The organism is Cognatiyoonia sp. IB215446, assembly GCF_033963825.1.
Taxonomy (GTDB): Bacteria; Pseudomonadota; Alphaproteobacteria; order Rhodobacterales; family Rhodobacteraceae; genus Yoonia.
The window spans coordinates 657,913-678,819 of the sequence record NZ_JAXBMD010000002.1; the positions used below are offsets into that span (position 1 = coordinate 657,913).

A 20,907-nucleotide genomic window follows, 5' to 3' on the forward strand; every position below is an offset into this window, starting at 1 on the left:
TGTTAAGCTACCTTTCGCAGGTTTGTCAAAGCGGCTTGATCTTCTGCGCTGACGTCACAGAGGAACAGACGGGGTCCGTTTCCAGCCCTAGCCATGGCTGCGGCGATCTCTGCGCAACGCTTTGTGTAATCGGCCTGTTGGGGGACATTTAGCAAGGTTTCGCGCCTTGCGCGCGCAACTGTGCTTTCATCCAAGGGCCTTTGTAGATCGAGATGTTTTAAGGCGGCGTCAATCTCTCCAGCATCTATAGGCTTGGGATCGAGCAGGGCAAAGGATGCTGCTGGTGCCGGGCCGATCTGTTTGATCTGGAAGCCCTCGGTCCAAATATCATCTACGGCCTCCACCGCCGCGTCGAGTTCAGGAATCTGCGCACGTGCCAGTAAAATCACAGCATTGAAAAGCATGTCTGGCATTGCTGGAAGGTCGATCACCTGATCAGATAATCTCGAGAGTTGTGTCTCGATCTGACTGACCAGTCGCTTTCTGAGCTCTGATGTACTGCGAGCGAGGGTTGTTGGTGTGACTTGGCGTTTCTTGAAAAGTCCTCTGAGTTCTGGACTATCGCGAAACTTGTCTAGGACGGCTTCCTCGTTCCAGTTGACAGTGATCTGATATTGCACCTTGCCTTTGAGACGTGCGCCCAACCGATCCAGCAAGGGGCGATTAGCGCTAACCAGTCCAGGAAGATGCTCTTGCGAGATGAAGAATTGCGGTCGACAGATAATAAGGGGGTCGGCCTCCATGCACTTTTCAAGCTGTGCCTGACGCATTGCTGCAGCGCTCAAAATCTGTTGACGGCTTTTTGGCAGTGCCATCGCTTTTTGTGCTTTGACTGACATGATGGCGCTGTAAGTCGACATGTGCAAGTATTGTAGGCCGTCGACTTTGGGTAGCTTTGAGGTTCTTGGTGTCAGAGCATAGAGTTCAAAGTTCTTCATAAGCTTCCCTACGTTCTTGGATAAAGTCTTGGCTGAGCGACCGGTCAGCATTTTCGAGTTCGGTGAGTGCTTCGGTAAAGTCGTCTTGCTTGATGAGGGGATCATGCCGCTTACTCTGGATCGCTTTACGCATCGCAGATCGTCCAGCGGCGCGAGCCAATGCTGCAAGCGTTGCACCGGATTTGCCAGCTGTCGTTCGGGCAATGAAGTCAAGGTCGACATCGTCAGACAACGGCAAATCTGCTGTGTGCACGGCCAGTACTGCCCTACGACCGGTTTGACCCGGCAGGGGAATCTGGATTGCGCTATCAAACCGTCCGGGTCTGGTTAGCGCTGGATCAAGGGTCGCCGCCCTGTTTGTTGCGGCCAGAACAACGACATCTGTATTGCGCGATAAACCGTCCATTTCTGTCAGTAATTGTGCCACAACACGGTCGACAACAGGGTCTTTTCCCGTTCTGCGTGGCGCAAGCGCGTCAAGTTCATCGAAGAAGACGATGCATGGTGCGGCTTGGCGTGCCTTGGCAAATACATCTGCTACAGCACGTTCGGCATCGCCCAGGAACTGCGACATTATCCGGCCCGGGCGGACCGGGATAAAGTTCATGCCGCTTTCGGTGGCGAGGGCGCGTGCAATCAGTGTTTTGCCGCTGCCAGGTGGACCGGAAAGAAGCACGCCTGAGACGGGTTTCAGATTCAATTTGGCGAACGTGGCTTTGTGATGTTGCGGCCAGATAACAGCTTCGGTCAACGCCGCCTTGATTGTGTCTAGGCCACCCACATCCGCAAAGGTCACTGTTGGGCTTTCAACAATTGTTTCGCGCAAAATGCTTGGGCTTGTCGCCTCCAAGCCGCGTATCAGGTCCGCCTGCGTAATGAAAAGGCCATCCAGTTTAACATTTTTTTCGCCGCCCGCCTCACTGACAGTTCGCTCAAGTGCCGCCAAAGAAGCCTCCCGAGCCAAGGCGGCGAGATCGGCACCGACATAGCCATGGCTTTCATTGGCAATTCTTGCCAAGTCGATATTCTCGGCTAGTGGCGCCTTGCGCAGATGAATGCGTAGAATTTCTTTGCGCTGGGCTGCAGATGGTGGCGCAAACACGATTTCGCGATCAAAACGGCCAGGTCGCCGCAGGGCTGGGTCGAGACTGTCAGGCAGATTCGTAGCTGCCATTAGGATGACACGACCGCGTTCTGTGAGCCCGTCCATCAGTGTTAGCAGCTGCGCGACAACTCGTCGTTCCAACTGTTTTTCGCCCGACAAAGCTTCGCGTTTGGGTGCAATTGCGTCGATCTCGTCGATAAAAATAATTGCTGGCGCTTCTTTTTGCGCGGCTTGGAAAACCTTGCGCAAGGCGGCTTCACTTTCGCCGTAGTGCTTTGAGATGATTTCGGGACCGTTGATTTGAAAGAAAGCGGCGGACGTTCTTGCCGCGATGCTGCGCGCGAGAAGCGTCTTGCCAGATCCGGGGGGACCGGTGAAGAGCACACCGCGCGGCGCGGCAACCCCTAACCTTTCAAAGAGTTCGGGGCGTAACAAAGGGACTGCAACCATTTCATGCACGCGCGCAATTTGCCCATCGAGGCCACCAATATCATTGTAAGGATGCGTTGCCGCTGGGTTTTCAGCCAAAGATAGACTGGTCGTTTCACGAAAAAGCCCAGCTGGACCCGGAGCAAGTGCGACAATTTCAATCTGTGCGGTGCGTCCCATGGGTAGTGTAACCGACAGTCTGTCTCCCTCCGTCAGCGGGAGATCGTATAGACACTCGGCAAGATCGGTATTTGCATATCCGATATCGTTTCGGATCTTTACGACAACTGTTTGTAAGGTCGGCAGTTGCGCGGAAGTTAATTCGACCTCATCACCCCACTGGCAACCGACGTTGACAGGAAGCTCGGCATCAGCTTCGAGCCAATCGTCATTGTTTGGAAACGGCATGGCCCTAACGTGCGTTTTCCGCCTCCCCCTAATGGCGACAATGTCGCCCGGCTGCAAATTAAGAGCGCGCATCCGGCCAATTGGTATCCGGACGATTGCACGGTGTTGATGAGCCGATTGCCCCTGCTGCAAGGCCAATGCAATCTTCACTGTATTGCCTTAATGCGAAGCAGAATGTCTGCCTCAGCAAGGTCGTAATCAGCTTCGCTAATAGTGCCATCCAGTAATTCTTGTTCGAGATTGACCAATTCTTTACGGAGAACGGCAGGGTCATTTAATTCGGCCTCAGCAGTTTCATAAATTTTCCGTGCGACCCAGATGCCCCCATTAATTGGGCCGGCAATTGGAAGCGCAAGTAAGCCGCGAAGGACGCCCATTACGCCGCCTCCTGATCCAAGTCAAAGGAGAGGTTGAGGTTTACAAAGTTGCATAAGGGCACCGGGCCAATGATGTTTATCTTTGGGCCTTCTCCAGCTGCAAAATCTAATGCAGCGGCCGCGTTGGCGATCGCTTCCTCAAAACTGCGCTGTGCCTCAGCATCTACTAGAAACTCCGCCCGCAAAACTTCGGTATCATCTTCAGGTTTGCGGAGCACATGATCGCGCACCAACGGCCTTATCGCATTGAGAAGCGTCGTTTGGGCAGCACCACGGCGCCGGTCCATTTCCTCGGCCAGCTTTCCACCGAAAGCAGCGATCTCAAAGTGGGCCTTTGTGCCCTTCCTCTGAAGCGCTTCACGTTCTTGGCGCAAAAGTGAATGCGCATCGAGGGTTGCAGCTAGCGCCGCTTGACGTGGGAAAGACACGCGCACGCCAAGCTCTACCGCTCCACTCACCTTCTCGAACTCTGCATTTATTTTGTCGTAAACGGAATGAATCAAACGCTCAATCTGGGACATCTCGTGAGCGACCAGCCCAAAGCGGGCAGGCAATACCGTACCTGTTGTCAACATTGCTTCAAGGACTTTGGTATGGGCCAGTAGCAGTCGCCTTCGCGGCATGATCTCTTCCTGATCATGTTCGGAGTGGACCAGCGTCCAAGGACCGATTCGAGTTTGTTGCAGTGGCCCTTGAAGCCCATCAATCTCGTTGAGGCAATCCGCCAGTGAGGCGCAAGACGCGTTGGCAAGCCCGTAAAGATAAATCATTAATGTTACCCTTTATTTACCCGCAGCATCAGGATGCCGTTGCGTATGCCGCTCGAGACATTCGAAAGAGAAAAAGGGCCGTTGAGATCGACCCGGCCGCTATATGAACGCACACCAGTCGTCGCGATACATAGTGTTGCGTCTTCCTTGCTCAGCTTAAGCTCTTCTGTGGTGACACCAGGCAGGTCGGCTGTAATGACCCACTCATCGTTATCGTCCATAACATCGTAGACAATTGGCTTGGCCTTTGGCCCATCTTGCTTTGAAGATCCTCGATCAGGATTGATCGGATGTGGCTGATCGGGTGTATCTATTGTATCCATTCCCCCCATCCGCAGTTTGATCCCTGCATGTGCCCGGATCGGTCCCTTGCTTGTCTCAAACACCTGGTCGCGATGTATGGCTCCGGTTTGGCCTTCTTCAATGCGGCTGAGCATCGCTGTCAAAGCATCATTCAAAGTCTCGAACAGAGTGTTTAGGCCGTCATCAATGCTACTTCCGGCTCGTTCGAAACCCTTTTTGCGGGGGTCATTCATATTAGTTCTGGCCTCTCATCTTCTTTTTGCACAGCCAGTTTGGCTTCTAACGCACTAATACGTTCTAAAAGAGTTGAGTTTTGCGCTTCGAGTGTACTTGCTTGCGCGGTCAGGCGCGGATCGTTTTCCCACCAGTTAATACCCATTTCCTTTGCCTTATCCACGGTGGCAATCAAGAGTCGCAGACGTATCGTCAGCAGTTCGATCCCCACTAGTGAGACGGAAACATCACCCGCGATGACAACTCCCTTATCAAGTATGCGCTCTAAAACGTCAGCGAGCCCGTCCGCTTGAGCGGGGCCCTGGATCTCGTACCCCATTAGCCGTCCCGATCCTCGCGGTGATAGCGGCGCAGGCGGCAGAATCCGACAACTTCACCACTCGATCCGATCTCCACCAGATAGGTTGCAAGAAGATCATTGTCGCCCAATCTAGCATGGCTCTCGATTACATCAATCGACACCGACCAATCATTGCCATCACGCCGCTTGCATTCAACAATTGCATCGACAGATTGTCCTGTCATGGAACTGACCGCAGACTTTGCAGCTGAGATTGCCTCTAACATGCTTGGCGCATCAACCTCTTTTTGCGCCGTTTTAAATTGAACATTCGCCTCGTGTTTCATGCGCCACTTCCTCTAGACGTTTCGTCCATCCAGGAGACTAAGAAGATGCTGGCGCTGCTCCTGATTGCGCGCTAGCTCGTGAGCGTAGCTGTCGACCCGGTTTTGCGCTTGTTCGATACCCAATTTCAGGCGTGCTACGTCAAATTCTAGCCGAACCAGATGGATCGCGGCCTCTTTTGCTGTACGTGCGACCGCTCCGTTCGCTGCCTTAGAGCGGCGCTGCAACTGTGTCCTAGGCCTTTTCATGTTACCGTTTCCTGCTTGTGCATTTGACTGAGAGATTGCGCGACTTGTGCTGCGCTAACAGCGATGCCACGTCCCATCAGCACGTCTGTCGCGATTTGCGCTAGAAGCGCGTCCGATAATTTGCTGGATCTTAGGCGGAGCGCAGCGATCTGAGCGATCATTATGGATGCGCGCATTGAACAGACCCGTTCCGGTCCTGTTAGTTCATTGACTAAACGAACAATGCGGGTACTGAGATTTGCGGAGATGCCAGTTCGTGTTGCAACAACACCGCTTTCGGTTTCCAATGAGTAAAGTGGCATCTGAAATGTGATCATTCTATCGAGCAGCGCATCCGGCATCTTATTCACACCGGAATAGTCGTCTGGATTGGAAGTCAGAATGATTCTGAAGTCTCGATGGGCCTGAATATGATCGCCCATTGAAACCGGGTCAGTGGCTATAAGCACACCCTCTTCGAGTACGCTGAGCAATATTCCGTTTGCCTGTGCGCTGGCACGGGTGAACTCGTCATATATGAGCGTATGGCCTTGCAGCATTGCTTCTGCTAGTATCGAATTCTTCCAATCATACCGGATCGTCGCTTCACTTCGGCGGACACGTTGCACGTATTTGTCAACAACAGAATTTGATGTATGTCCAACCTGTTTCCCGATGAGGTCTTCGACATCCAGCCATTCATTTCCGGTTATCACTCGCACGGATCTACCAATGCGTGTAGCAATCTCCAGCGCAACTGCAGTCTTTCCACGGCCGGCGGTCCCTTGAAAGTGTATCGGGACACCTGCACGTGCGTAAAATAGAGCTCTTTGGACTAACGCGGAAATCTCTTCGCTTTCGAAGAAACGGTCCTTCCTGCGAAGACCCAGCCAGGGATTGTGCGGCATCTCTGTGCCGTTTAGTGAGCAAGTCATCGCGGCATCTTGCAAAGGTGACAGATGTTTAACCAATTTCTATCCGGTGTCCTATTGAGGTGCTACTTTTATGGATCACGTTCCGCGATTAAGGTGAAATTTTCATTAATGGCGTCGGGCAAATGATCTGCCTGCGGAAGACGCAAAGCCAAACCCGATACTCAAGATGCAAAGGACTCGAAAGTCCAGTGCCCTCTCCTAAAGTGGAACACTCACAGTGCAAGGCACTAATTGAGCAGTGCTTAGCTTTGGTGTTCTGTCTCCAGGTAGGCTCTAGCAGCGCTACCATTTAGGAAATGAAAGAATGGAGCTTGAATGATTGTAACACCACAGAAGTTCAAGTCTCAGTACCAAAGTTAACCGAGAAACGCTCCCTAAAACACGAAAACAAAGAGCATACAATTAGCACGACTCTCGCGTTGATTCCCGCTGCGTTTCGGCTTGAGCAAAAGCAATCCATTGGCCAACGTCGATTATTTCGCCAACGACGCCAAGGCGTAAAGCAAGCTCGTCTGCATTTTGGCGAGCCAAATCCTGAAGAGTAGATATTTCGCACTGCTCCATCATCCAAATTAGTCCCACCCCGGCACCTGGCAGCGCCGCCAGATCGCTTTGTGCGCCGTCTTGAACATCAGTTTCCCGCGAGCATCTGCGGACAATATTTTCAGGAGTTGAGGCGTTCTGCTCTTCAAGGGCCTCTGGCTCCACTGCTATCGATGCATTCTCAAACGCCAGTTGATCCGTTATGTCGCCACGCGATGTGCCCATCGCATCTCTTACTTCCAAACTTTCCGCATTACAATCTAGAGTAGGTTCAGTCGCATAATCTTTATTTCCATCATCGCCCGCCGGAAAGCTCCTTTCGACCGCCGAGGTCGCAAATTTCAATGCTTCAGCTGAAGGTGGATTTCCTTTCAATGATTCGATATTTCTTGCGCGTTTTGCAAGTCTGGCTTCCCTGATTTCCATCAGGTTTGATCGTGCTTTTTGCCTAATATCGATAGAGCGTTTTCTGTAGTTTTTTACCTGCATTCATACCTCATGTTGTACATTTCTCACCATACCATTTCGAGCATGATAGGTTTCGAAAGCATCAAGAAATTCTCCGACAAGAATTGCAAATTGCTGTCGTATTGCCAAATTTCGCAGCATGCCGGCGACAGCTGAAGCGGCATCCGTCAATTCAGATAGTTTATACGACTCTCTGCAGCGGCTTTCGAGATACTCATACACATCATCAATTTCAGTCATAACATAAGCATCGGACGGTGCCGCGTTGGACCGCAGATTACTGTGTGCTACAACGTAGTCACCCTTCCGTCGTGCCCAAACGTCCACAAAAATAGCTGTCTCGCTTGTAACTTCCCGCTGATGGTGCGCGATGCGCCGTCCACGAAATCGAAGGGGTGGGCCCTTGCATCGAGTCAGCGAGACGATCTCCCAAAGATCACCCATATGCCTCATTGCGCCATCGGGAGAGTCTTCTACCATGATACATGTCGGATCTGCAGCATGAAAGAGGATTACTGCGTAACGTCTTACCCATCTGTTAACGGCAATGAAAAATGCTGAGTTTTTTCTCGAACGAATTTGCGAAATCTTCATCATTCGAGTCGATCCAGAACTTCATCTGCAATGCATCGCCGTACACATGGCCGAATGGCAGCGAAAGGAGCAAAGCATATGAGTGAAGTTGGATGCCTGAATGAGACGGATGGGCAGTACGAATTCCGTGACCCAAGCCGTGGCCTCATCATTCGAGGTGAACATCCGGAGTGGGTCCTGATGGCTGCCGCAGAAGTCATTGGAAATACGGCGCGTCTCGAAGCGGAGAGCGTCGTTGAGGAACTAAATGCCATGGTTGAATTTGAGGTCGTGGAGCCAATTGAAGTCGACTCAGCAAAGTACGCAATGAAAGAGCGATTTGAGCTGATCCCGCAATGCATCGTGACAGTGGGCAAGATGGACTACAAATGGGCTGCGCCTGAAGGTCGGGCCAAGAAACAAGATGAGTTTGGCAGTCAAGCACTTAAGCGCGTTCACGACATGTCTTTGACCCGCTCTGATACGTTCCTCACGAACGAAGGCGGCATAGACACGAGCAATGAAACATCAGTCTAAAGCAAGGACAATATAATGGAAATCATCCCCTTCGGCAGCCAAGACCTGGACAATATTCTTAACCGAGAGCCGCAACGTGCCGAATATCTGCCGTTTGGCGCCGTCATGTTGGATCGCAATGGCAAAATTGTAAAATATAATAAGGCGGAGGGTCTAATCGCAAGCCGAACACCTGAAGAAATGATAGGTAAGGACTTCTTCAATGAAGTTGCACCGTGTGCAAAAGGAAAACGTTTTCATGGGGAATTTCTGAAGTTCAATCGAACAGGTCAGCTAAATGTCATGTTCGACTATAAGTTCGCCTACAAAGGTACTGACGTTGGAGTGAAGATTCATCTCAAAGCACAGCCAGACGGACAGAACTGCTGGATGTTTGTGAAACGTACCTAGGCACTTTCAGGCGAAATAGCAATGACTTGGACCGCGGATATTGATGCGAGCATCGCAATTGCATCGGAAATGCGAGGCATCTTCGCTGGCCGTAGCCGTCAGCGGGAATATCATAAAGTTGACCTTCGCTTAAGTGAGCCGAGACCGGCAGAACAGCGCCATATAGATAGTTCACGTAGGCTTGACTGCAAGCACGTCAGACTTCGGCGGGATGGTAATAGACCAATTTCTCTTTTTGGTGAAGAGGTGATCGCATTCCGCGGGGAAGCCATGCTTGGAGATCTAAGATATGAGCTAGATATGGCATTGTATATAGACGAAAATGGCGAATTCTATTTTGCCATGCGGTCAAGTGCTCTTTCCGGGACGCCAATCCGATCATGGTATCGTGCATGTGCAGTGGATGTCGCCGCAATTAGGTCGAAGTTCGAAATGTGGTTAAGGGACTTATCTTTGAAGATCGGAACTTCACTATATGGTGGCTTAGGTGGGCCATCTTCTACAGAGATATACGATGAGCTTGTAGGCTTGTCTAAACATACGTTGCGCAGTGCGCAATTCTAGCACATAAAGGGAAAGCAAATGACCACTATTATGGAAGTGCCGCACGGTGATGCAGCTCTACAGGCTGGCGTTACCCAATTGACACCCAATGACACGCCATTTCAGATTAAACGTACGGGAGCTCGACCCCTGAGATTTCAGGGTATAGAGTTGGCAATGGCGATGAGTTTCACGCCCAATATCCCTTACTGGTATGAAATCAATATTTACCGGACAAATCATCAATCATTTGTTGTTGCCATTCGGCGTTTTCATCAGTCCGAAGATGTGCTAGATACTACGCAAGCTTGGGAAGTAGGCTCGCTGGAGGATGCTATCGATCTACTATTGGCGTATGACGCGTCTGTCGATGTTCCGTTAAGTTTTGATTTTCAGAAGTTAAATGCACATGCCGCCGAAGTCGCGACTCTTGGGATGCAGCTTTGTGCTCAAATTGAGGATTCCCGCCATCACTTCAAAAGCCTAGTTGGTGAGTTCCTCTACGATCTTGAAAATGAAAGCTAGTCTTACAACAATTAGTAGTTTAGGAAATGGAAAGACCTAAGTCACAGATTCTAAATCAAGACTCTATTAGGCGACTGCTTCTAAGTTTTTTCTCTATGGCCCAAGGTCATCTGATTAACAAGGGCGTTGTTGGAAGTAATGTCGCTGTTGCACGCTATCGCACTGCGATGACTATTCCTGAACTGGACGAACTTTTGATAGATGAAGCCGGTTTGGGATTTGATAGCCTTTCGCGTTTAGATTTGGTGTCGAAGGTAAGCACTTTTTTCAACCTGCACAAAACGGGTATCGATGACTATTTACTTATATATCGGACCCTAGGTGAATGGGTTAAATGTATTTCACATCATTTTGAGCTAAGCGGGCGCAGCGCCACTTTTTCGTTTCAAACTTCTGGTTCAACGGGAGATCCAAAGCTGATCAATCACGAATCTACTGAACTTCAGTCTGAAGTTGAATCAATTCTAAGTGGTGAAGTTGTCTCATTGGAACGGCCTTCGCATATTTTAACTCTGGTCCCCCCACATCACATTTATGGATTTATTTTCTCCTGTTTGTTGCCGTCAACAGTGGATTTGGATGTGATTGATTTGCATTACAAGCCAATCACAAGCGTACTGCGCTATGCAAGTATGGGCGATGTAATAGTTGCCACGCCGTTTCACTGGAACGAATTCGCGCGCTTATCGCAGGAACAGTTGGCAGGGGTACATGGTGTAACTGCCGCGGGCCCCTCCTCTCTCGAAACCTGGTCCGTTATTGAAAAAATGGATTTGGCGTCGTTAACTGAAGTATTCGGCGCTACCGAAACTGGTGGAATTGGATACCGCAAGTCTGTCTACGACGACTTTGAGTTACTGCCACACCTTGTTCGAGACGGTTCTCATGTGAGGCGTCTTACTTCTGAGCGTTCATATCTCAATTTGCAGGACCGACTTGATTGGACAGCGAAAAGAACTTTTCAATGTCGAGGTCGACTTGATAAAGTGGTGCAGATTGCCGGAGTTAATGTATCACTAGCTTACATATCCGGCAAGATCAGTGATGTCGTGGGCGTGAAGCAGGCCCATGTAAGACTTTGTGATGGGCGTATTGTTGCTTTCGTTGTGCCACAAAGTGCAACGACAGAGCCGCAACATCTACAAGAAGCAATACGCTCGCGAATAAATAGTGATCTGGAGCCCGTAGCGAGGCCTTCCGAGATTATTCTTGTTGCTGAGCCACGAATGAACTCTATGGGCAAGCTCAGCAGTTGGCGTAATGAGCTATGCGCAGATTGAAGGAGTTACAGTCTTTTCGCAATTGTGAAGGCGTCCTAGGCGCCGACAGCCAAAACTCCTATGCCTTAGCGGGTGCGTCGCCAGGTTCCGGACTTCGGTAACGGGCAGTTTGATTGTCCTGACGAAGACCTGTTCGAATTCGTTCGTCAGTAGTCGCCAAGCAGTTGATCGCGAGGACGCTTGCCTTATGTTGCATTGGCGGCAGAGGGTCTCATAGTGTATCGCCCGACATCTTTGGTTTTGGTGTTCATGGAGAAACCGCGGCGATGGGCGGCCGGGAGCCACTCTCTCGACCTCAAAACACATTACGGGCCCGGACGGCGGCCCTCTGACCCTCTGATCAGTCGACCGCAAGGTTCCCGGACGGGAATGGGGCGTACTAAGTGACCATTAGAGGTGGCCGACCCGTTGTTTGCAGAGACTATGCTTGATCGTGGTCAGCGTCGCGACCTTGCTGCGCCGCTGCGGTTTCCCTACCTCGCCTATGATGGCTATATGAAGATCGATGATGTTACTAAAGGTCTTGAGGCGGGAGACGGAAAGACTTGTTAGGCACTAACCCATGATCCGCCGCATCACCGCCTGACGAGCCCAGCGATGGGCGTCGTTACGGTGAAGTAACATCTCGTTCGTGTAGTGGCCTTTCGTCTTATCTCAGTCCAAAGGCCGTAAGTAAGCTTTGTGGCGGAGGCCATTTTCGTGTGTGCTGTGTGCGCAATGAGTCGTCGTAGAGGATAAATTCAAGGATTTTGCGGCGTATTCCAACGCAGAAGTAACTGCCGTCAACAGTTTGAAGTTGAAAAAATGGAAATAAACCAAAACGCTAGATTGTCTGTCGCGCCTATGATGGATTGGACAGACCGCCATTGCCGGTATCTGCATCGGCAGATGTCGTGGCATGCCCTGTTATACACCGAGATGGTGACGGCACCCGCGATTATTCATGGTGATCGGGATCGGCTGCTGGGCTTTGACGAGGCTGAACATCCGGTGGCTTTGCAATTGGGCGGCTCGGATCCGGCTGAACTGGCCGCGGCGGCGCGTATTGCAGCCGCCGATTGCTATGATGAAATCAACCTTAACTGTGGTTGCCCGTCCGACCGTGTCCAATCCGGTCGCTTTGGAGCTGTATTGATGGAGGATCCACAACTGGTGGCCAAATGCGTTGCCGCGATGCGCGAAGCAGTTGATGTACCGGTCACGGTCAAATGCCGGATCGGTGTGGACGATCAAGAGCCATCTGAAGTTTTGCCTGACTTTCTGGAGCGTGTTTCCGCCGCCGGAGTAGAACGCTTTGCGATCCACGCGCGCAAAGCGTGGCTCCAAGGGCTCAGTCCGAAAGAGAACCGCGATGTGCCCCCGCTTGACTACGATCTGGTTCTGAAGATGAAAGCGGAATTTCCGCATCTGCACATATCAATCAATGGAGGAATTGAAAGCCTGGACCAGGCCGAGCACTTCCTTGAGCAGGGCTTGGATGGCGTCATGATCGGGCGTGCGGCTTACCACAATCCGAGCGACATTTTGTTAGACGCGGATGCGCGCATCTTTCGCGATGGGCATACACGCAGCGCGGAAGATGTTGTGATGGCGATGCTGTCTTACATTGAGGCGCATATCCGAACAGGGGGCAAGCTGGGGCAGGTGACACGTCACATGTTGGGCCTTTTTCAGGGACGGCCCGGCGCGCGAGGTTGGCGGCGGCATTTGTCGGAAAATGCGCATATAGAAGGTGCCGGTCCGGAGATTGTTTTGGCTGCACTTGACCATGTCGTCGCGCGTGTTGCGTAAGTCGCGTCCGGGATGATCGCATCAAGAGCGCGCTCGCTGGCGCTGGCCCGAGATGGCTATGTGATTGTACCAAACGATCCGTCGGTCCTTGCTTGGGCCAGTGCGGCGAACCCCATTGCGGCCAACATTGTTGCGCAAAACCCTGAACGACGTCATGGCAATACATGGTTTGTTGGCGTCGATGCTTTGCCTAACGACCATGACGGAAGTATCTCTGGCGCGCTTTTGGACGGCGCTTGCCGCGACCTTGTTTCAGCACCGACGCGTTGGCATCGTGCGCAGCTTTCCATCATTTATCCGGGCTATCCGCGCGAGGGTTCTGATGAAAGCGCGGCATCGCATCGGTTTCGGCGCGACCGGGATGCTGCTCATGTGGACGGATTGCTGCCCGAAGGTCGGCGCAGACATCGCCATCTGCGCGAGCCACACGGGTTTGTCGCGGGGATCCCATTGGATGATGTTGACGCTAGCCCCCTGGTGGTTTGGCCGGGCAGCCATCTCATGATCGGGGCGACATTTGTTAAGGCTTTTGCAGGTCTTCCGGTGGACAGATGGGCCGATGAGGATGTCACGTCAATCTATCAGGCAGCTCGCCGCGACATCTTCGAAAGGTGTCCTCGCATACCAATCCGCGCGCAGCCGGGTGAGGTGATCCTGCTCCATCGCCATTTGCTGCACGGGGTCGCGCCCTGGGGTGAGAGCGCAGAAACCCGTCCGCGCATGATTGCTTACTTCCGACCGCTAGTCGCATTTTCTGACTGGCTGTGACGTTGCGCATTGAAAGCGCTGAGCGATTTGTCGGCTTCATCAACAAAAAGGCTCGGCAGCACGCGCAGATCGGTAATCTGATCCACGCGTAGCGCATCGAAGTCTTTGCCCGTCTCACACCAGACAACGCAAGTCCAAAGTCGCCCCCAATAGTCCAGTTGCAATGGCCGCACGATCCGCTCTTCATCATCCAGAATTAGTGCAAGCTTTTGGCGCGTGCGGATCGCTTGTCGCATTTGTGGCAAATACTGAAAACCGCGCGCAGCATCCGCAAATGGGTAAACGGCAAAGCTGTATCCCGGAGGTGCGCTGCTGCGATCTTCGGGCATGACCGCATCAAGCTTGTTTGACAAAGTTTCAGCCGCTGCGGACAGTTCTGCATCTTGGCCCTGACCGACGGCGAGCAATCCAAGATGCAGCGCCTCAAGTTCGGTCATGGTTAGATTCAGCGGGGGCAGGGTGATCGCCGCCGTCACGCGGTAACCGATCCCGCGCTCACCTTCGATTGGCACGCCAGAGGCGGCCAGGGTCTCCATATCGCGATAAATGGTTCGCAGTGACACATTGGTCGCTGCCGCAAGGTCACCCGCACGGTGCAGGGTGCCGTCTCGCAGGATCTGAACGAGTTGCATCAATCTGTCGGCGCGGCGCATGGGTTTCCTCCTTTAGTCTGGTTCATTTTGCCAATTTTTTGACAACTGACAATTAATTGTCACAAAATTGGAAAAACCTTTGAAAAATAGGCCTTCATGGACATGAAAAACCGCCTTAGACGCTTCCCTTGTGCGCGAACGCAGCCTATTTGTCCTGAGCAAGTTAATGACGTATCGGGCAGATGATGCCTGGCAGAGGAGACTATCATGCTCAACAATATCGGCCTTCCCGGCCTTCTTTTGATCGCAGTCGTCGTGCTTGTCCTGTTCGGGCGCGGTAAGATTTCCGGCCTGATGGGCGAGGTGGGCAAAGGCATCACCGCGTTCAAGAAGGGCGTGGATGATGGCAAGAAAGAGCTGGAAGACAGCATGGCCGAGGCGCGCGATGTGACGCCCGAAGAAGACAAAGACAAAGTCTGATCAGGGCGGACGCGCGCGATGTTTGGCCTTGGCTGGAGCGAGATGTTGGTGATTGGCATCGTGGCACTGATCGTGATCGGGCCAAAGGATCTGCCGGGCCTTTTTCGTTCCATCGGTCAGTTCACAGGAAAGGCGCGGATGATGGCGCGCGAGTTTTCGCGTGCGATGGAGCAGGCGGCCAATGAATCCGGGGTCAAAGACGTCTCCAACACGCTGAAGGCCGCCGCCAACCCGCAGCAATTCGGCGTCGACAAGATCAAGGAAGCGGCGGGTGCAACCAAGGGCCCCGCGACACAGGCGTTATCGGCGGAACGCCAGGCGCAAAAGGAAAAGCTGAGCGAGGCGATGGCCAACGCCGCCATTGAGCGCAAGGCGCGCGAGGCCGAGGACGCCGCAATTGCCGCAGGCGCCCCGCCGCCACCGCCGCCACCCAAAATACCAAAGGCTGAAGAATGAGCGCCGCAGACGAGATTGACGATAGCTCTGCCCCACTGATGGAGCACCTGATCGAGCTGCGCCAGCGGCTGATCTATTCGGTCTCGGCCTTTCTGGTCGCAATGATTTTCTGCTTTTCCTTTGGCGGCATGCTGCTGGATTTCCTACTGAGCCCGATTGAACGCACGATGCGTGATCTGGGCGACCCAAACCCGGTTATGCAGTACACCGCGCCGCAGGAATACTTTTTCACACTGATCCGCATCTCGGTCGTGGGCGGTCTGACACTGGCCTTTCCAATCATCGCCTACCAGCTTTGGCGCTTTGTCGCGCCTGGTCTTTATCGCAATGAAAAGAACGCGTTTCTGCCCTTTATCATCGCGTCGCCGTTTCTCTTTATCCTCGGCGCATCTTTCGCCCATTACATCGTCGTGCCTTTGGCGATGGCATTCTTTCTGGGCTTCGCCGATCTGCCCTCATACGTCTCGGCGCTGATGGCTGATTTTGCCCCTGATGATGTGGGCGCGTCGCTTTTGCCGAGCGCGGCTGGTGGGGTTGCCCTGCCGGATACCGGCGTCGATATCGTCTTTAATGGGAAGGTGAATGAGACGCTCGATATCACGCTCAAAATGATCGTGGCCTTTGGTCTTTGCTTCCAACTGCCCGTTCTGTTGACCTTGCTGGGCACTGCAGGCCTTGCCAGTTCGCGCGGTCTGCGGGGGACACGCAAATACGCGATTGTCGGCATTCTGGTTGTCGCGGCCCTTGTGACCCCACCTGATGTCACCACGCAGCTGATCCTGTTTGTGGTCGTCTATGGCCTTTATGAGGTGTCGATCCATCTGGTCGCAGCGGTCGAGCGCAAGAAAGACCGCGTCGCCCGCGCAGAAGGTGTGATTGGCGAGGATGAGAGCCTGTTTGACGTCGATGTAGATGATGAAGTCGCCGCGGATGTGACCGATGAGGCGGGCACCAAGACGTGAAAAAGAAGACCGCCGAACGGATCGCAGAGGCGCTAGAGCGGCTCAGCCCGCCTCCCGCGCCTGCGCCTGACTTTGCCGCTGCCCAGGCTTTTGTCTGGCATCCAGACCCGGACCGCCTGCTGCCAGTGGCGCAGGTGAACCGCGTCGCCATTGATCTGCTCGTCGGGATCGACCGATCACGCGATACGCTGTTAGCCAATACCACCCAGTTTGCTGCGGGTTTGCCTGCCAACAACGCGTTGCTTTGGGGCGCGCGTGGTATGGGAAAATCAAGTCTTGTCAAAGCGATCCACGGCGCTTTACAACCGGACTATCCGCAGCTGAAAATCGTCGAAGTGCAGCGCGAGGACCTGCCCAATATTGGCCGCTGTTTGAACCTGCTGCGCGGCGCGTCAGAGCGCTTTATCCTGTTTTGCGATGATCTGTCCTTTGGCCATGATGATGCGCATTACAAATCGCTCAAGGCTGTACTGGATGGCGGGATTGAGGGCCGGCCCGACAATGTGGTGCTCTACGCCACATCAAACCGGCGCCACCTGATGCCGCGGGATATGATTGAAAACGAACGCTCTACGGCGATTTCCCCGTCAGAGGCGGTTGAAGAAAAGGTCTCACTTTCCGACCGTTTCGGGCTGTGGCTGGGTTTTCATCCGTGCGATCAGGACGAATATCTCGCGATGATCCGGGGCTATTGCGATGCCTACGGGATTAGCATGGATGAGGCCACTCTGCGGGCGGAGGCCATCGAATGGCAAGCCACACGCGGCAGCCGGTCAGGGCGCGTGGCTTGGCAATACTTCACTGATCTTGCAGGCCGCAAAGGCATCAGCATTGCATCAGACCGGCCGCAGCCCGCCTGACGCCTGATCACTTAAGGCAGATACTCGGTCGGATCCACGCTTTGCAGTCCGCGCCGCACCTCGAAATGCAGGAACGGTGTGTCTGCCGCCCGCACCTCGCCGATTTTCTGGCCGCTGCTGACCGTGTCGTTCTTTGACACCGTCAATGCGTTCATCTGCGTGTAAACCGTCAGCAGACCATCATCGTGTTTGATAACGACAATGGAACCACCGGTCGTATCCGTGGTCACGGCAGCCACAGTGCCGCTGCCTGCAGCTTGCACGGAAGTCCCTGCAGGTACGCCGAAATCGATCCCCTCATTGCTGCCCGGCGCATAGCCCCGAATGATACTGCCCTGAACGGGTGCCACGAAGCGCGCGGCGGATGCTGACGTCGGTGTGCCAAGATCGGGGGCAGGGGGCGCCTCTGGTGCGGCAACAGGGGCCGCTGCAACGGGCAGCGGCTCTGCCGCGCTGGGTGGCACAGGCGTCTCAGTCCCTTCGCCGGGTGCTGTGACCGGGGCGCTCACCGCCGTTGGCGCCGTGGCTGGTGCCGCGCCGTCCTGTGGGATCAACAGGAACTGCCCCTCGCGGATGGTGAACTGGCTGTCGAGCCCGTTCCACTCTGCAATGCGGGAGACGGAGACGTTATAAAGGCGCGAGATGGAAAAGGCCGTCTCGCCCCGCACAACCTGATGGCGGATGGGCTCGGCCGCGGCTTGCACGGGTGCCGGTGCTGCAGCCGGGGTCGGGGCAAGCGGAGCCGTGGTCACCGTGCCAGCCGCATCCGCGCGGTCGAGTGCCGATGTCGCAACTGCCGCCACATCCAGTGTCTGGATCGGGCCATTGCTGTCAGCGCCCGTCGCCAGAGACGGCTCAGCCACACGGGTCGGCAGTGCGATGATCTCATCCCGGCGCAAGATCACGTCTGGTTCAATCCCGTTATACTCGGCCAGTTCGTTTGCATCGAGGCCCAGCCGGATTGCGATCCCCCGGATCGTGTCGTCGCGCCTTGCCACAACAACCTGATAGTTTGGATAAGAGATCACACCCCGATCATCCGGGCGGGGCCGGTTCGGCAATTCCTGCACCGCGCGGGTAGTGTCAAAGCCGCCCCCGCGATCCCGCAAGTCAAAATCGAAGTCTTCACAGGCCGCCAGCACGCTCAGTGCGACACCTGCCATCAATATCCGTCTGCCCGAGAACTGCCCTCTGGTCATACCTACCGCTCCTTGTGCCAAGCCGCCCCTTGTTCGCCGGGGTCGTACTACATTTTGTGTTAGTTTACTCTTGTCCGAGCCCTTCTAGCAAGGGGACAAAGCGTACAGAGCGCAATTCGTCATAATCATAGCCGTTTTCAAGCCGCGTGACGCGGATCAGGCTTTGCACCGCATCGGATTGACCGACGGGTAGCACCATGATCCCGCCAACCCGCAATTGGGCTAAAAGCGGCCCCGGCGGGTCCTCCGCTGCGGCGGTGACGAGGATTTTGTCGAACGGGGCCTGTTCCGTAAACCCATGGCTGCCATCGGCGGTGAAGGTGGTGATGTTGGTGATGTCATGCGCCTCAAACACCGCGCGCGCCGCATGGACGAGCCGACGATAGCGATCAACCGTGTAAACCCGGCGCGCAAGCTTGCTGAGGATCGCAGCCTGATAGCCGGAACCGGTCCCGATTTCGAGGACCTTATCCCGCGGCTCTACTTTCAGCGCTTGCGTCATAAGCCCTACGACAGAGGGCTGGCTGATCGTCTGCCCGCAGGCGATGGGCAGCGGCATGTCCTCATAGGCGCGATCCGCAAAGGTGCCTTTGACGTAATCGGCGCGGTCGACCTGCTCCATCGCGGTTAGCACGCGCGCGTCGGTGACGCCTTTGCTGCGCAGCTGGTAGAGGAATTGCATTTTGGTAGCGGCGTCGAACGTCACTTTAGTGCCGCGTCCAGTTGCGCAATCATGTCATAATCAGTCAGATCGGCCCGCATCGGCGTGATGGAGATATAGCCGTCCAGATTGGCCGCCGCATCGGTGCCGGGCGCGGTGGGTTCATGCTGCGGTCCACCGCGCACCCACAGGAATTTACGGCCCGTAGGCGATGTCTGCGCCTCGGCCCGGAACCTCGTGTTCAGACGGAACCCTTGGGTCGTGGGGGCGAGGCCCTTGACGTCCGCACCAGGCACGGGCGGAAAATTCACGTTGTAGAACAACTTGTAATCCGCATCGTCCCAGAGGCTTTCATGCAACAGCGCGCGTACCGTGTCTGCCCCATGCTGGGCTGCCGCCTCAAACGGATTGTCGAGATTGGCGTTATCGGGCCCATAAAACTGCGACAAAGCGATCGATCGTACGCCCTGCAGCGCCCCTTCGATACAGGCGCCAACGGTGCCCGAATAAAGCGTGTTTTCCGCTGCATTATTGCCCCGGTTCACACCTGACAGGATCAGATCGGGCGGCGTATCCTTTAGCACGTGATAGAGGCCAGCGATCACGCAGTCAGCGGGCGAACCTTCGGCAGCAAAGCGCCGTGGCTCCAGTTCGGCGATCATGGTCGGGTGCGTATAGCTGATGCAATGACCGACACCCGATTGTTCAAACGCGGGCGCAACCGTCCAGACCTCCCCACCAGGTCCCGCGACCTCCCGGGCAATGTCGGTCAGCACCTGCAGACCCGGTGCGTTAATCCCGTCATCATTGGTAATCAGAATACGCATTTGCTGCCCCTTCGCCCCTTGGTTTATTACCTATGCGAGCACTTGGGGCGCGGCAAGCACCTGTCTCCGGGCCAAGATACGTTGTGACGAAGCGTCGACTATGGGCAACGGTATGGCTGTTTGTGAAGTCAGCCGAGGATCTCCGGCAGCAGCCGTGCCGCTTCCGCAGATGGATCGGTGAGCGCATCGCGGTTTTCGCCGGGATAAAACCGGGCGCGGGTCGCTGTCGGCATGGGGGCGGGATCGAGGATCGTCACCTTTGGTCCGGTTTTGACCGTCTCTGCTTGCCAGGACCGTGCGAGTGCAACTTGTGCCGCTTTCGTCGCACCATAGGCGCCAAAAAACTGCTGCCCGCCACGTGGGTCATCGAAGAACACTGCGCGTCCTTCGGTGCCTAAAAGCGGGCTGACATAGGCGATCAGACGTGAGGTTGCAGCGATATTGACGGCAATCGACTTTTCCATGTCCTTGGGCGCCAGATGGCCCGCTGGGGCGAGGGGAGCCGCGTGGATTGCCGTATGCACCCACAGATCAAGACTGCCCCACCGGTCAAAAATGCCGCGGCAAAGCTGCTGCATCGCTTCATCAATGGTGATGTCCATGGGCGCCAAAGTGGCCTGTCCGCCCGCGGTTTGAATGGCATCGTCAAGCTCTTCGAGCGCGCCGACGGTTTTTGCGACAGCGATAATGTGGTGGGTGGGGGCCAGCGCCTTGGCGAGGGCCGCGCCCAACCCGCGTGAGGCGCCCGTGATCAGTGCAGTTTTTGTCATGTTGCGCGTCATGTGCCGAACGCGCCGCGCCGTCAAGCCTTAGCCGCCGGCGACCGTCACGGCCTGTGCCTGACCCGACCGATTTGTCAGCACCACCTGATCATTGGCTATTGCCGTGACCGTCACGCCAAAAACTTGGGTGCCGACCTGCACGCGCGCAATCCGACCGCGACCGGAGCGTAGCAAGGCCGCCGGACCGTCAAAGGCGCGCATGATCCCGATCACCGTCAGGTCCCGCAGATCGATCGCATCAGGGCGCGTGGCATTGGCGGCCACATAGGCCGGGGTTTGTTCTGTCATTGGAAACACCGCTTCGAATTTGCTTTTATT

General features: G+C 54.5%; 26 protein-coding genes and 1 pseudogene. 11 read left to right on the plus strand and 16 right to left on the minus strand.

The window, feature by feature from the left end:
* Window positions 1–2: 2 nt before the first annotated feature.
* The 10 genes and pseudogenes from SLH49_RS10765 to SLH49_RS10810 all read right to left on the minus strand — a co-directional run bounded on the left by SLH49_RS10765 (window position 3) and on the right by SLH49_RS10810 (window position 7,959).
* Window positions 3–938, minus strand: coding sequence for a GvpL/GvpF family gas vesicle protein (locus SLH49_RS10765; RefSeq protein ID WP_320269150.1), 936 nt, complete (start codon window positions 936–938; stop codon window positions 3–5).
* A complete protein-coding gene (locus SLH49_RS10770) occupies window positions 925–2,880 on the minus strand; it encodes an AAA family ATPase (protein WP_320269151.1) in 1,956 nt (651 codons plus the stop codon). The genes SLH49_RS10765 and SLH49_RS10770 overlap by 14 nt, the downstream gene beginning before the upstream one ends.
* 146 nt (window positions 2,881–3,026) lie before the next feature.
* Entirely contained in the window at window positions 3,027–3,257 is a 231-nt protein-coding gene (locus tag SLH49_RS10775; RefSeq protein ID WP_320269152.1) for a gas vesicle protein GvpG, read from the minus strand.
* Window positions 3,257–4,027: a GvpL/GvpF family gas vesicle protein gene (locus SLH49_RS10780; RefSeq protein WP_320269153.1), complete on the minus strand. Its 771-nt coding sequence runs from the start codon at window positions 4,025–4,027 to the stop codon at window positions 3,257–3,259. Before SLH49_RS10780 ends, SLH49_RS10775 begins: the two co-directional genes overlap by 1 nt.
* A 5-nt stretch (window positions 4,028–4,032) precedes the next feature.
* Window positions 4,033–4,563 carry an Hsp20/alpha crystallin family protein gene (locus SLH49_RS10785; RefSeq protein WP_320269154.1) on the minus strand — a complete coding sequence of 177 codons (531 nt, stop codon included), beginning with the start codon at window positions 4,561–4,563 and terminating at the stop codon, window positions 4,033–4,035.
* 158 nt (window positions 4,564–4,721) lie between these two features.
* Window positions 4,722–4,883, minus strand: a pseudogene (gene gvpJ / locus SLH49_RS22350) (gas vesicle protein GvpJ); the annotation flags it as partial.
* On the minus strand, window positions 4,883–5,191 hold the full coding sequence (gene gvpO, locus SLH49_RS10795; RefSeq protein WP_320269156.1) for a gas vesicle protein GvpO: 309 nt from the start codon (window positions 5,189–5,191) through the stop codon (window positions 4,883–4,885). The pseudogene gvpJ and the gene gvpO, both read right to left, overlap by 1 nt.
* A 242-nt stretch (window positions 5,192–5,433) precedes the next feature.
* Window positions 5,434–6,387: a MoxR family ATPase gene (locus SLH49_RS10800; protein ID WP_320269157.1), complete on the minus strand. Its 954-nt coding sequence runs from the start codon at window positions 6,385–6,387 to the stop codon at window positions 5,434–5,436.
* Window positions 6,388–6,753: 366 nt separating this feature from the next.
* Window positions 6,754–7,383, minus strand: coding sequence for a hypothetical protein (locus tag SLH49_RS10805; RefSeq protein WP_320269158.1), 630 nt, complete (start codon window positions 7,381–7,383; stop codon window positions 6,754–6,756).
* Entirely contained in the window at window positions 7,384–7,959 is a 576-nt protein-coding gene (locus tag SLH49_RS10810) for a hypothetical protein (RefSeq protein ID WP_320269159.1), read from the minus strand.
* Between the two features lie 75 nt (window positions 7,960–8,034).
* Here SLH49_RS10810 and SLH49_RS10815 point away from each other — a divergent pair, with 75 nt between their 5' ends.
* From SLH49_RS10815 to SLH49_RS10845, 7 genes are all read left to right on the plus strand, one after another.
* Window positions 8,035–8,472 carry a hypothetical protein gene (locus SLH49_RS10815; RefSeq protein ID WP_320269160.1) on the plus strand — a complete coding sequence of 146 codons (438 nt, stop codon included), beginning with the start codon at window positions 8,035–8,037 and terminating at the stop codon, window positions 8,470–8,472.
* Window positions 8,473–8,487: 15 nt separating this feature from the next.
* Window positions 8,488–8,862: a photoactive yellow protein gene (pyp, locus tag SLH49_RS10820; RefSeq protein ID WP_320269161.1), complete on the plus strand. Its 375-nt coding sequence runs from the start codon at window positions 8,488–8,490 to the stop codon at window positions 8,860–8,862.
* Between the two features lie 582 nt (window positions 8,863–9,444).
* On the plus strand, window positions 9,445–9,930 hold the full coding sequence (locus SLH49_RS10825) for a hypothetical protein (RefSeq protein ID WP_320269162.1): 486 nt from the start codon (window positions 9,445–9,447) through the stop codon (window positions 9,928–9,930).
* 95 nt (window positions 9,931–10,025) lie between these two features.
* Window positions 10,026–11,210 (plus strand): AMP-binding protein, encoded by a 1,185-nt coding sequence (locus SLH49_RS10830; protein ID WP_320269163.1) that lies wholly within the window; start codon window positions 10,026–10,028, stop codon window positions 11,208–11,210.
* Between the two features lie 423 nt (window positions 11,211–11,633).
* Window positions 11,634–11,762 (plus strand): hypothetical protein, encoded by a 129-nt coding sequence (locus tag SLH49_RS10835; protein ID WP_320269164.1) that lies wholly within the window; start codon window positions 11,634–11,636, stop codon window positions 11,760–11,762.
* 252 nt (window positions 11,763–12,014) lie between these two features.
* Window positions 12,015–13,001, plus strand: coding sequence for a tRNA dihydrouridine(20/20a) synthase DusA (dusA, locus tag SLH49_RS10840; protein ID WP_320269165.1), 987 nt, complete (start codon window positions 12,015–12,017; stop codon window positions 12,999–13,001).
* Window positions 13,002–13,013: 12 nt separating this feature from the next.
* Window positions 13,014–13,769, plus strand: a complete 756-nt coding sequence (locus SLH49_RS10845; RefSeq protein ID WP_320269166.1) for a hypothetical protein — start codon at window positions 13,014–13,016, stop codon at window positions 13,767–13,769.
* Here SLH49_RS10845 and SLH49_RS10850 read toward each other — a convergent pair.
* Window positions 13,730–14,422 carry a YafY family protein gene (locus SLH49_RS10850; RefSeq protein ID WP_320269167.1) on the minus strand — a complete coding sequence of 231 codons (693 nt, stop codon included), beginning with the start codon at window positions 14,420–14,422 and terminating at the stop codon, window positions 13,730–13,732. The two genes, SLH49_RS10845 and SLH49_RS10850, sit on opposite strands and share 40 nt — an antisense overlap.
* 207 nt (window positions 14,423–14,629) lie before the next feature.
* Between SLH49_RS10850 and SLH49_RS10855 the strand changes: the two genes are divergently transcribed.
* From SLH49_RS10855 to SLH49_RS10870, 4 genes are read left to right on the plus strand one after another with little or no spacing between them, the layout of a single operon-like run.
* On the plus strand, window positions 14,630–14,842 hold the full coding sequence (locus tag SLH49_RS10855) for a twin-arginine translocase TatA/TatE family subunit (protein ID WP_320269168.1): 213 nt from the start codon (window positions 14,630–14,632) through the stop codon (window positions 14,840–14,842).
* An 18-nt stretch (window positions 14,843–14,860) separates the two neighbouring features.
* Window positions 14,861–15,298: a Sec-independent protein translocase protein TatB gene (gene tatB, locus SLH49_RS10860; RefSeq protein WP_320269169.1), complete on the plus strand. Its 438-nt coding sequence runs from the start codon at window positions 14,861–14,863 to the stop codon at window positions 15,296–15,298.
* A complete protein-coding gene (gene tatC / locus SLH49_RS10865; RefSeq protein WP_320269170.1) occupies window positions 15,295–16,260 on the plus strand; it encodes a twin-arginine translocase subunit TatC in 966 nt (321 codons plus the stop codon). The genes tatB and tatC overlap by 4 nt, the downstream gene beginning before the upstream one ends.
* The gene (locus SLH49_RS10870) at window positions 16,257–17,120 is read left to right on the plus strand and encodes an ATP-binding protein (protein ID WP_320269171.1); all 864 of its coding nucleotides are present in this window, start codon (window positions 16,257–16,259) and stop codon (window positions 17,118–17,120) included. The genes tatC and SLH49_RS10870 overlap by 4 nt, the downstream gene beginning before the upstream one ends.
* 11 nt (window positions 17,121–17,131) lie before the next feature.
* On the opposite strand, the gene SLH49_RS10875 is transcribed toward SLH49_RS10870, so the two are convergent.
* From SLH49_RS10875 to SLH49_RS10895, 5 genes are all read right to left on the minus strand, one after another.
* Entirely contained in the window at window positions 17,132–18,319 is a 1,188-nt protein-coding gene (locus SLH49_RS10875; RefSeq protein WP_320269172.1) for a LysM peptidoglycan-binding domain-containing M23 family metallopeptidase, read from the minus strand.
* Between the two features lie 64 nt (window positions 18,320–18,383).
* Entirely contained in the window at window positions 18,384–19,025 is a 642-nt protein-coding gene (locus SLH49_RS10880) for a protein-L-isoaspartate(D-aspartate) O-methyltransferase (RefSeq protein WP_320269173.1), read from the minus strand.
* Window positions 19,022–19,807, minus strand: a complete 786-nt coding sequence (gene surE, locus SLH49_RS10885; RefSeq protein ID WP_320269174.1) for a 5'/3'-nucleotidase SurE — start codon at window positions 19,805–19,807, stop codon at window positions 19,022–19,024. Before surE ends, SLH49_RS10880 begins: the two co-directional genes overlap by 4 nt.
* 128 nt (window positions 19,808–19,935) lie before the next feature.
* Complete coding sequence (locus SLH49_RS10890; protein WP_320269175.1) at window positions 19,936–20,577, minus strand: SDR family NAD(P)-dependent oxidoreductase; 642 nt, start codon at window positions 20,575–20,577, stop codon at window positions 19,936–19,938.
* Window positions 20,578–20,616: 39 nt separating this feature from the next.
* Window positions 20,617–20,877: a pilus assembly protein PilZ gene (locus tag SLH49_RS10895; RefSeq protein ID WP_320269176.1), complete on the minus strand. Its 261-nt coding sequence runs from the start codon at window positions 20,875–20,877 to the stop codon at window positions 20,617–20,619.
* Window positions 20,878–20,907 lie beyond the last annotated feature (30 nt).

Coding starts and splice junctions, on each gene's coding strand:
- SLH49_RS10855 (WP_320269168.1), top strand. CDS start 14,630: ATGCTCAACAATATCGGCCTTCCCGGCCTTCTTTTGATCGCAGTCGTC.
- SLH49_RS10815 (WP_320269160.1), top strand. CDS start 8,035: ATGAGTGAAGTTGGATGCCTGAATGAGACGGATGGGCAGTACGAATTC.
- SLH49_RS10890 (WP_320269175.1), bottom strand. CDS start 20,577: ATGACAAAAACTGCACTGATCACGGGCGCCTCACGCGGGTTGGGCGCG.
- SLH49_RS10775 (WP_320269152.1), bottom strand. CDS start 3,257: ATGGGCGTCCTTCGCGGCTTACTTGCGCTTCCAATTGCCGGCCCAATT.
- tatB (WP_320269169.1), top strand. CDS start 14,861: ATGTTTGGCCTTGGCTGGAGCGAGATGTTGGTGATTGGCATCGTGGCA.
- SLH49_RS10805 (WP_320269158.1), bottom strand. CDS start 7,383: ATGCAGGTAAAAAACTACAGAAAACGCTCTATCGATATTAGGCAAAAA.
- SLH49_RS10770 (WP_320269151.1), bottom strand. CDS start 2,880: ATGCCGTTTCCAAACAATGACGATTGGCTCGAAGCTGATGCCGAGCTT.
- SLH49_RS10845 (WP_320269166.1), top strand. CDS start 13,014: ATGATCGCATCAAGAGCGCGCTCGCTGGCGCTGGCCCGAGATGGCTAT.
- dusA (WP_320269165.1), top strand. CDS start 12,015: ATGGAAATAAACCAAAACGCTAGATTGTCTGTCGCGCCTATGATGGAT.
- SLH49_RS10835 (WP_320269164.1), top strand. CDS start 11,634: ATGCTTGATCGTGGTCAGCGTCGCGACCTTGCTGCGCCGCTGCGGTTT.
- SLH49_RS10830 (WP_320269163.1), top strand. CDS start 10,026: ATGGCCCAAGGTCATCTGATTAACAAGGGCGTTGTTGGAAGTAATGTC.
- SLH49_RS10825 (WP_320269162.1), top strand. CDS start 9,445: ATGACCACTATTATGGAAGTGCCGCACGGTGATGCAGCTCTACAGGCT.
- SLH49_RS10780 (WP_320269153.1), bottom strand. CDS start 4,027: ATGATTTATCTTTACGGGCTTGCCAACGCGTCTTGCGCCTCACTGGCG.
- surE (WP_320269174.1), bottom strand. CDS start 19,807: ATGCGTATTCTGATTACCAATGATGACGGGATTAACGCACCGGGTCTG.
- SLH49_RS10785 (WP_320269154.1), bottom strand. CDS start 4,563: ATGAATGACCCCCGCAAAAAGGGTTTCGAACGAGCCGGAAGTAGCATT.
- SLH49_RS10895 (WP_320269176.1), bottom strand. CDS start 20,877: ATGACAGAACAAACCCCGGCCTATGTGGCCGCCAATGCCACGCGCCCT.
- SLH49_RS10810 (WP_320269159.1), bottom strand. CDS start 7,959: ATGATGAAGATTTCGCAAATTCGTTCGAGAAAAAACTCAGCATTTTTC.
- SLH49_RS10850 (WP_320269167.1), bottom strand. CDS start 14,422: ATGCGCCGCGCCGACAGATTGATGCAACTCGTTCAGATCCTGCGAGAC.
- SLH49_RS10765 (WP_320269150.1), bottom strand. CDS start 938: ATGAAGAACTTTGAACTCTATGCTCTGACACCAAGAACCTCAAAGCTA.
- pyp (WP_320269161.1), top strand. CDS start 8,488: ATGGAAATCATCCCCTTCGGCAGCCAAGACCTGGACAATATTCTTAAC.
- gvpO (WP_320269156.1), bottom strand. CDS start 5,191: ATGAAACACGAGGCGAATGTTCAATTTAAAACGGCGCAAAAAGAGGTT.
- SLH49_RS10875 (WP_320269172.1), bottom strand. CDS start 18,319: ATGACCAGAGGGCAGTTCTCGGGCAGACGGATATTGATGGCAGGTGTC.
- tatC (WP_320269170.1), top strand. CDS start 15,295: ATGAGCGCCGCAGACGAGATTGACGATAGCTCTGCCCCACTGATGGAG.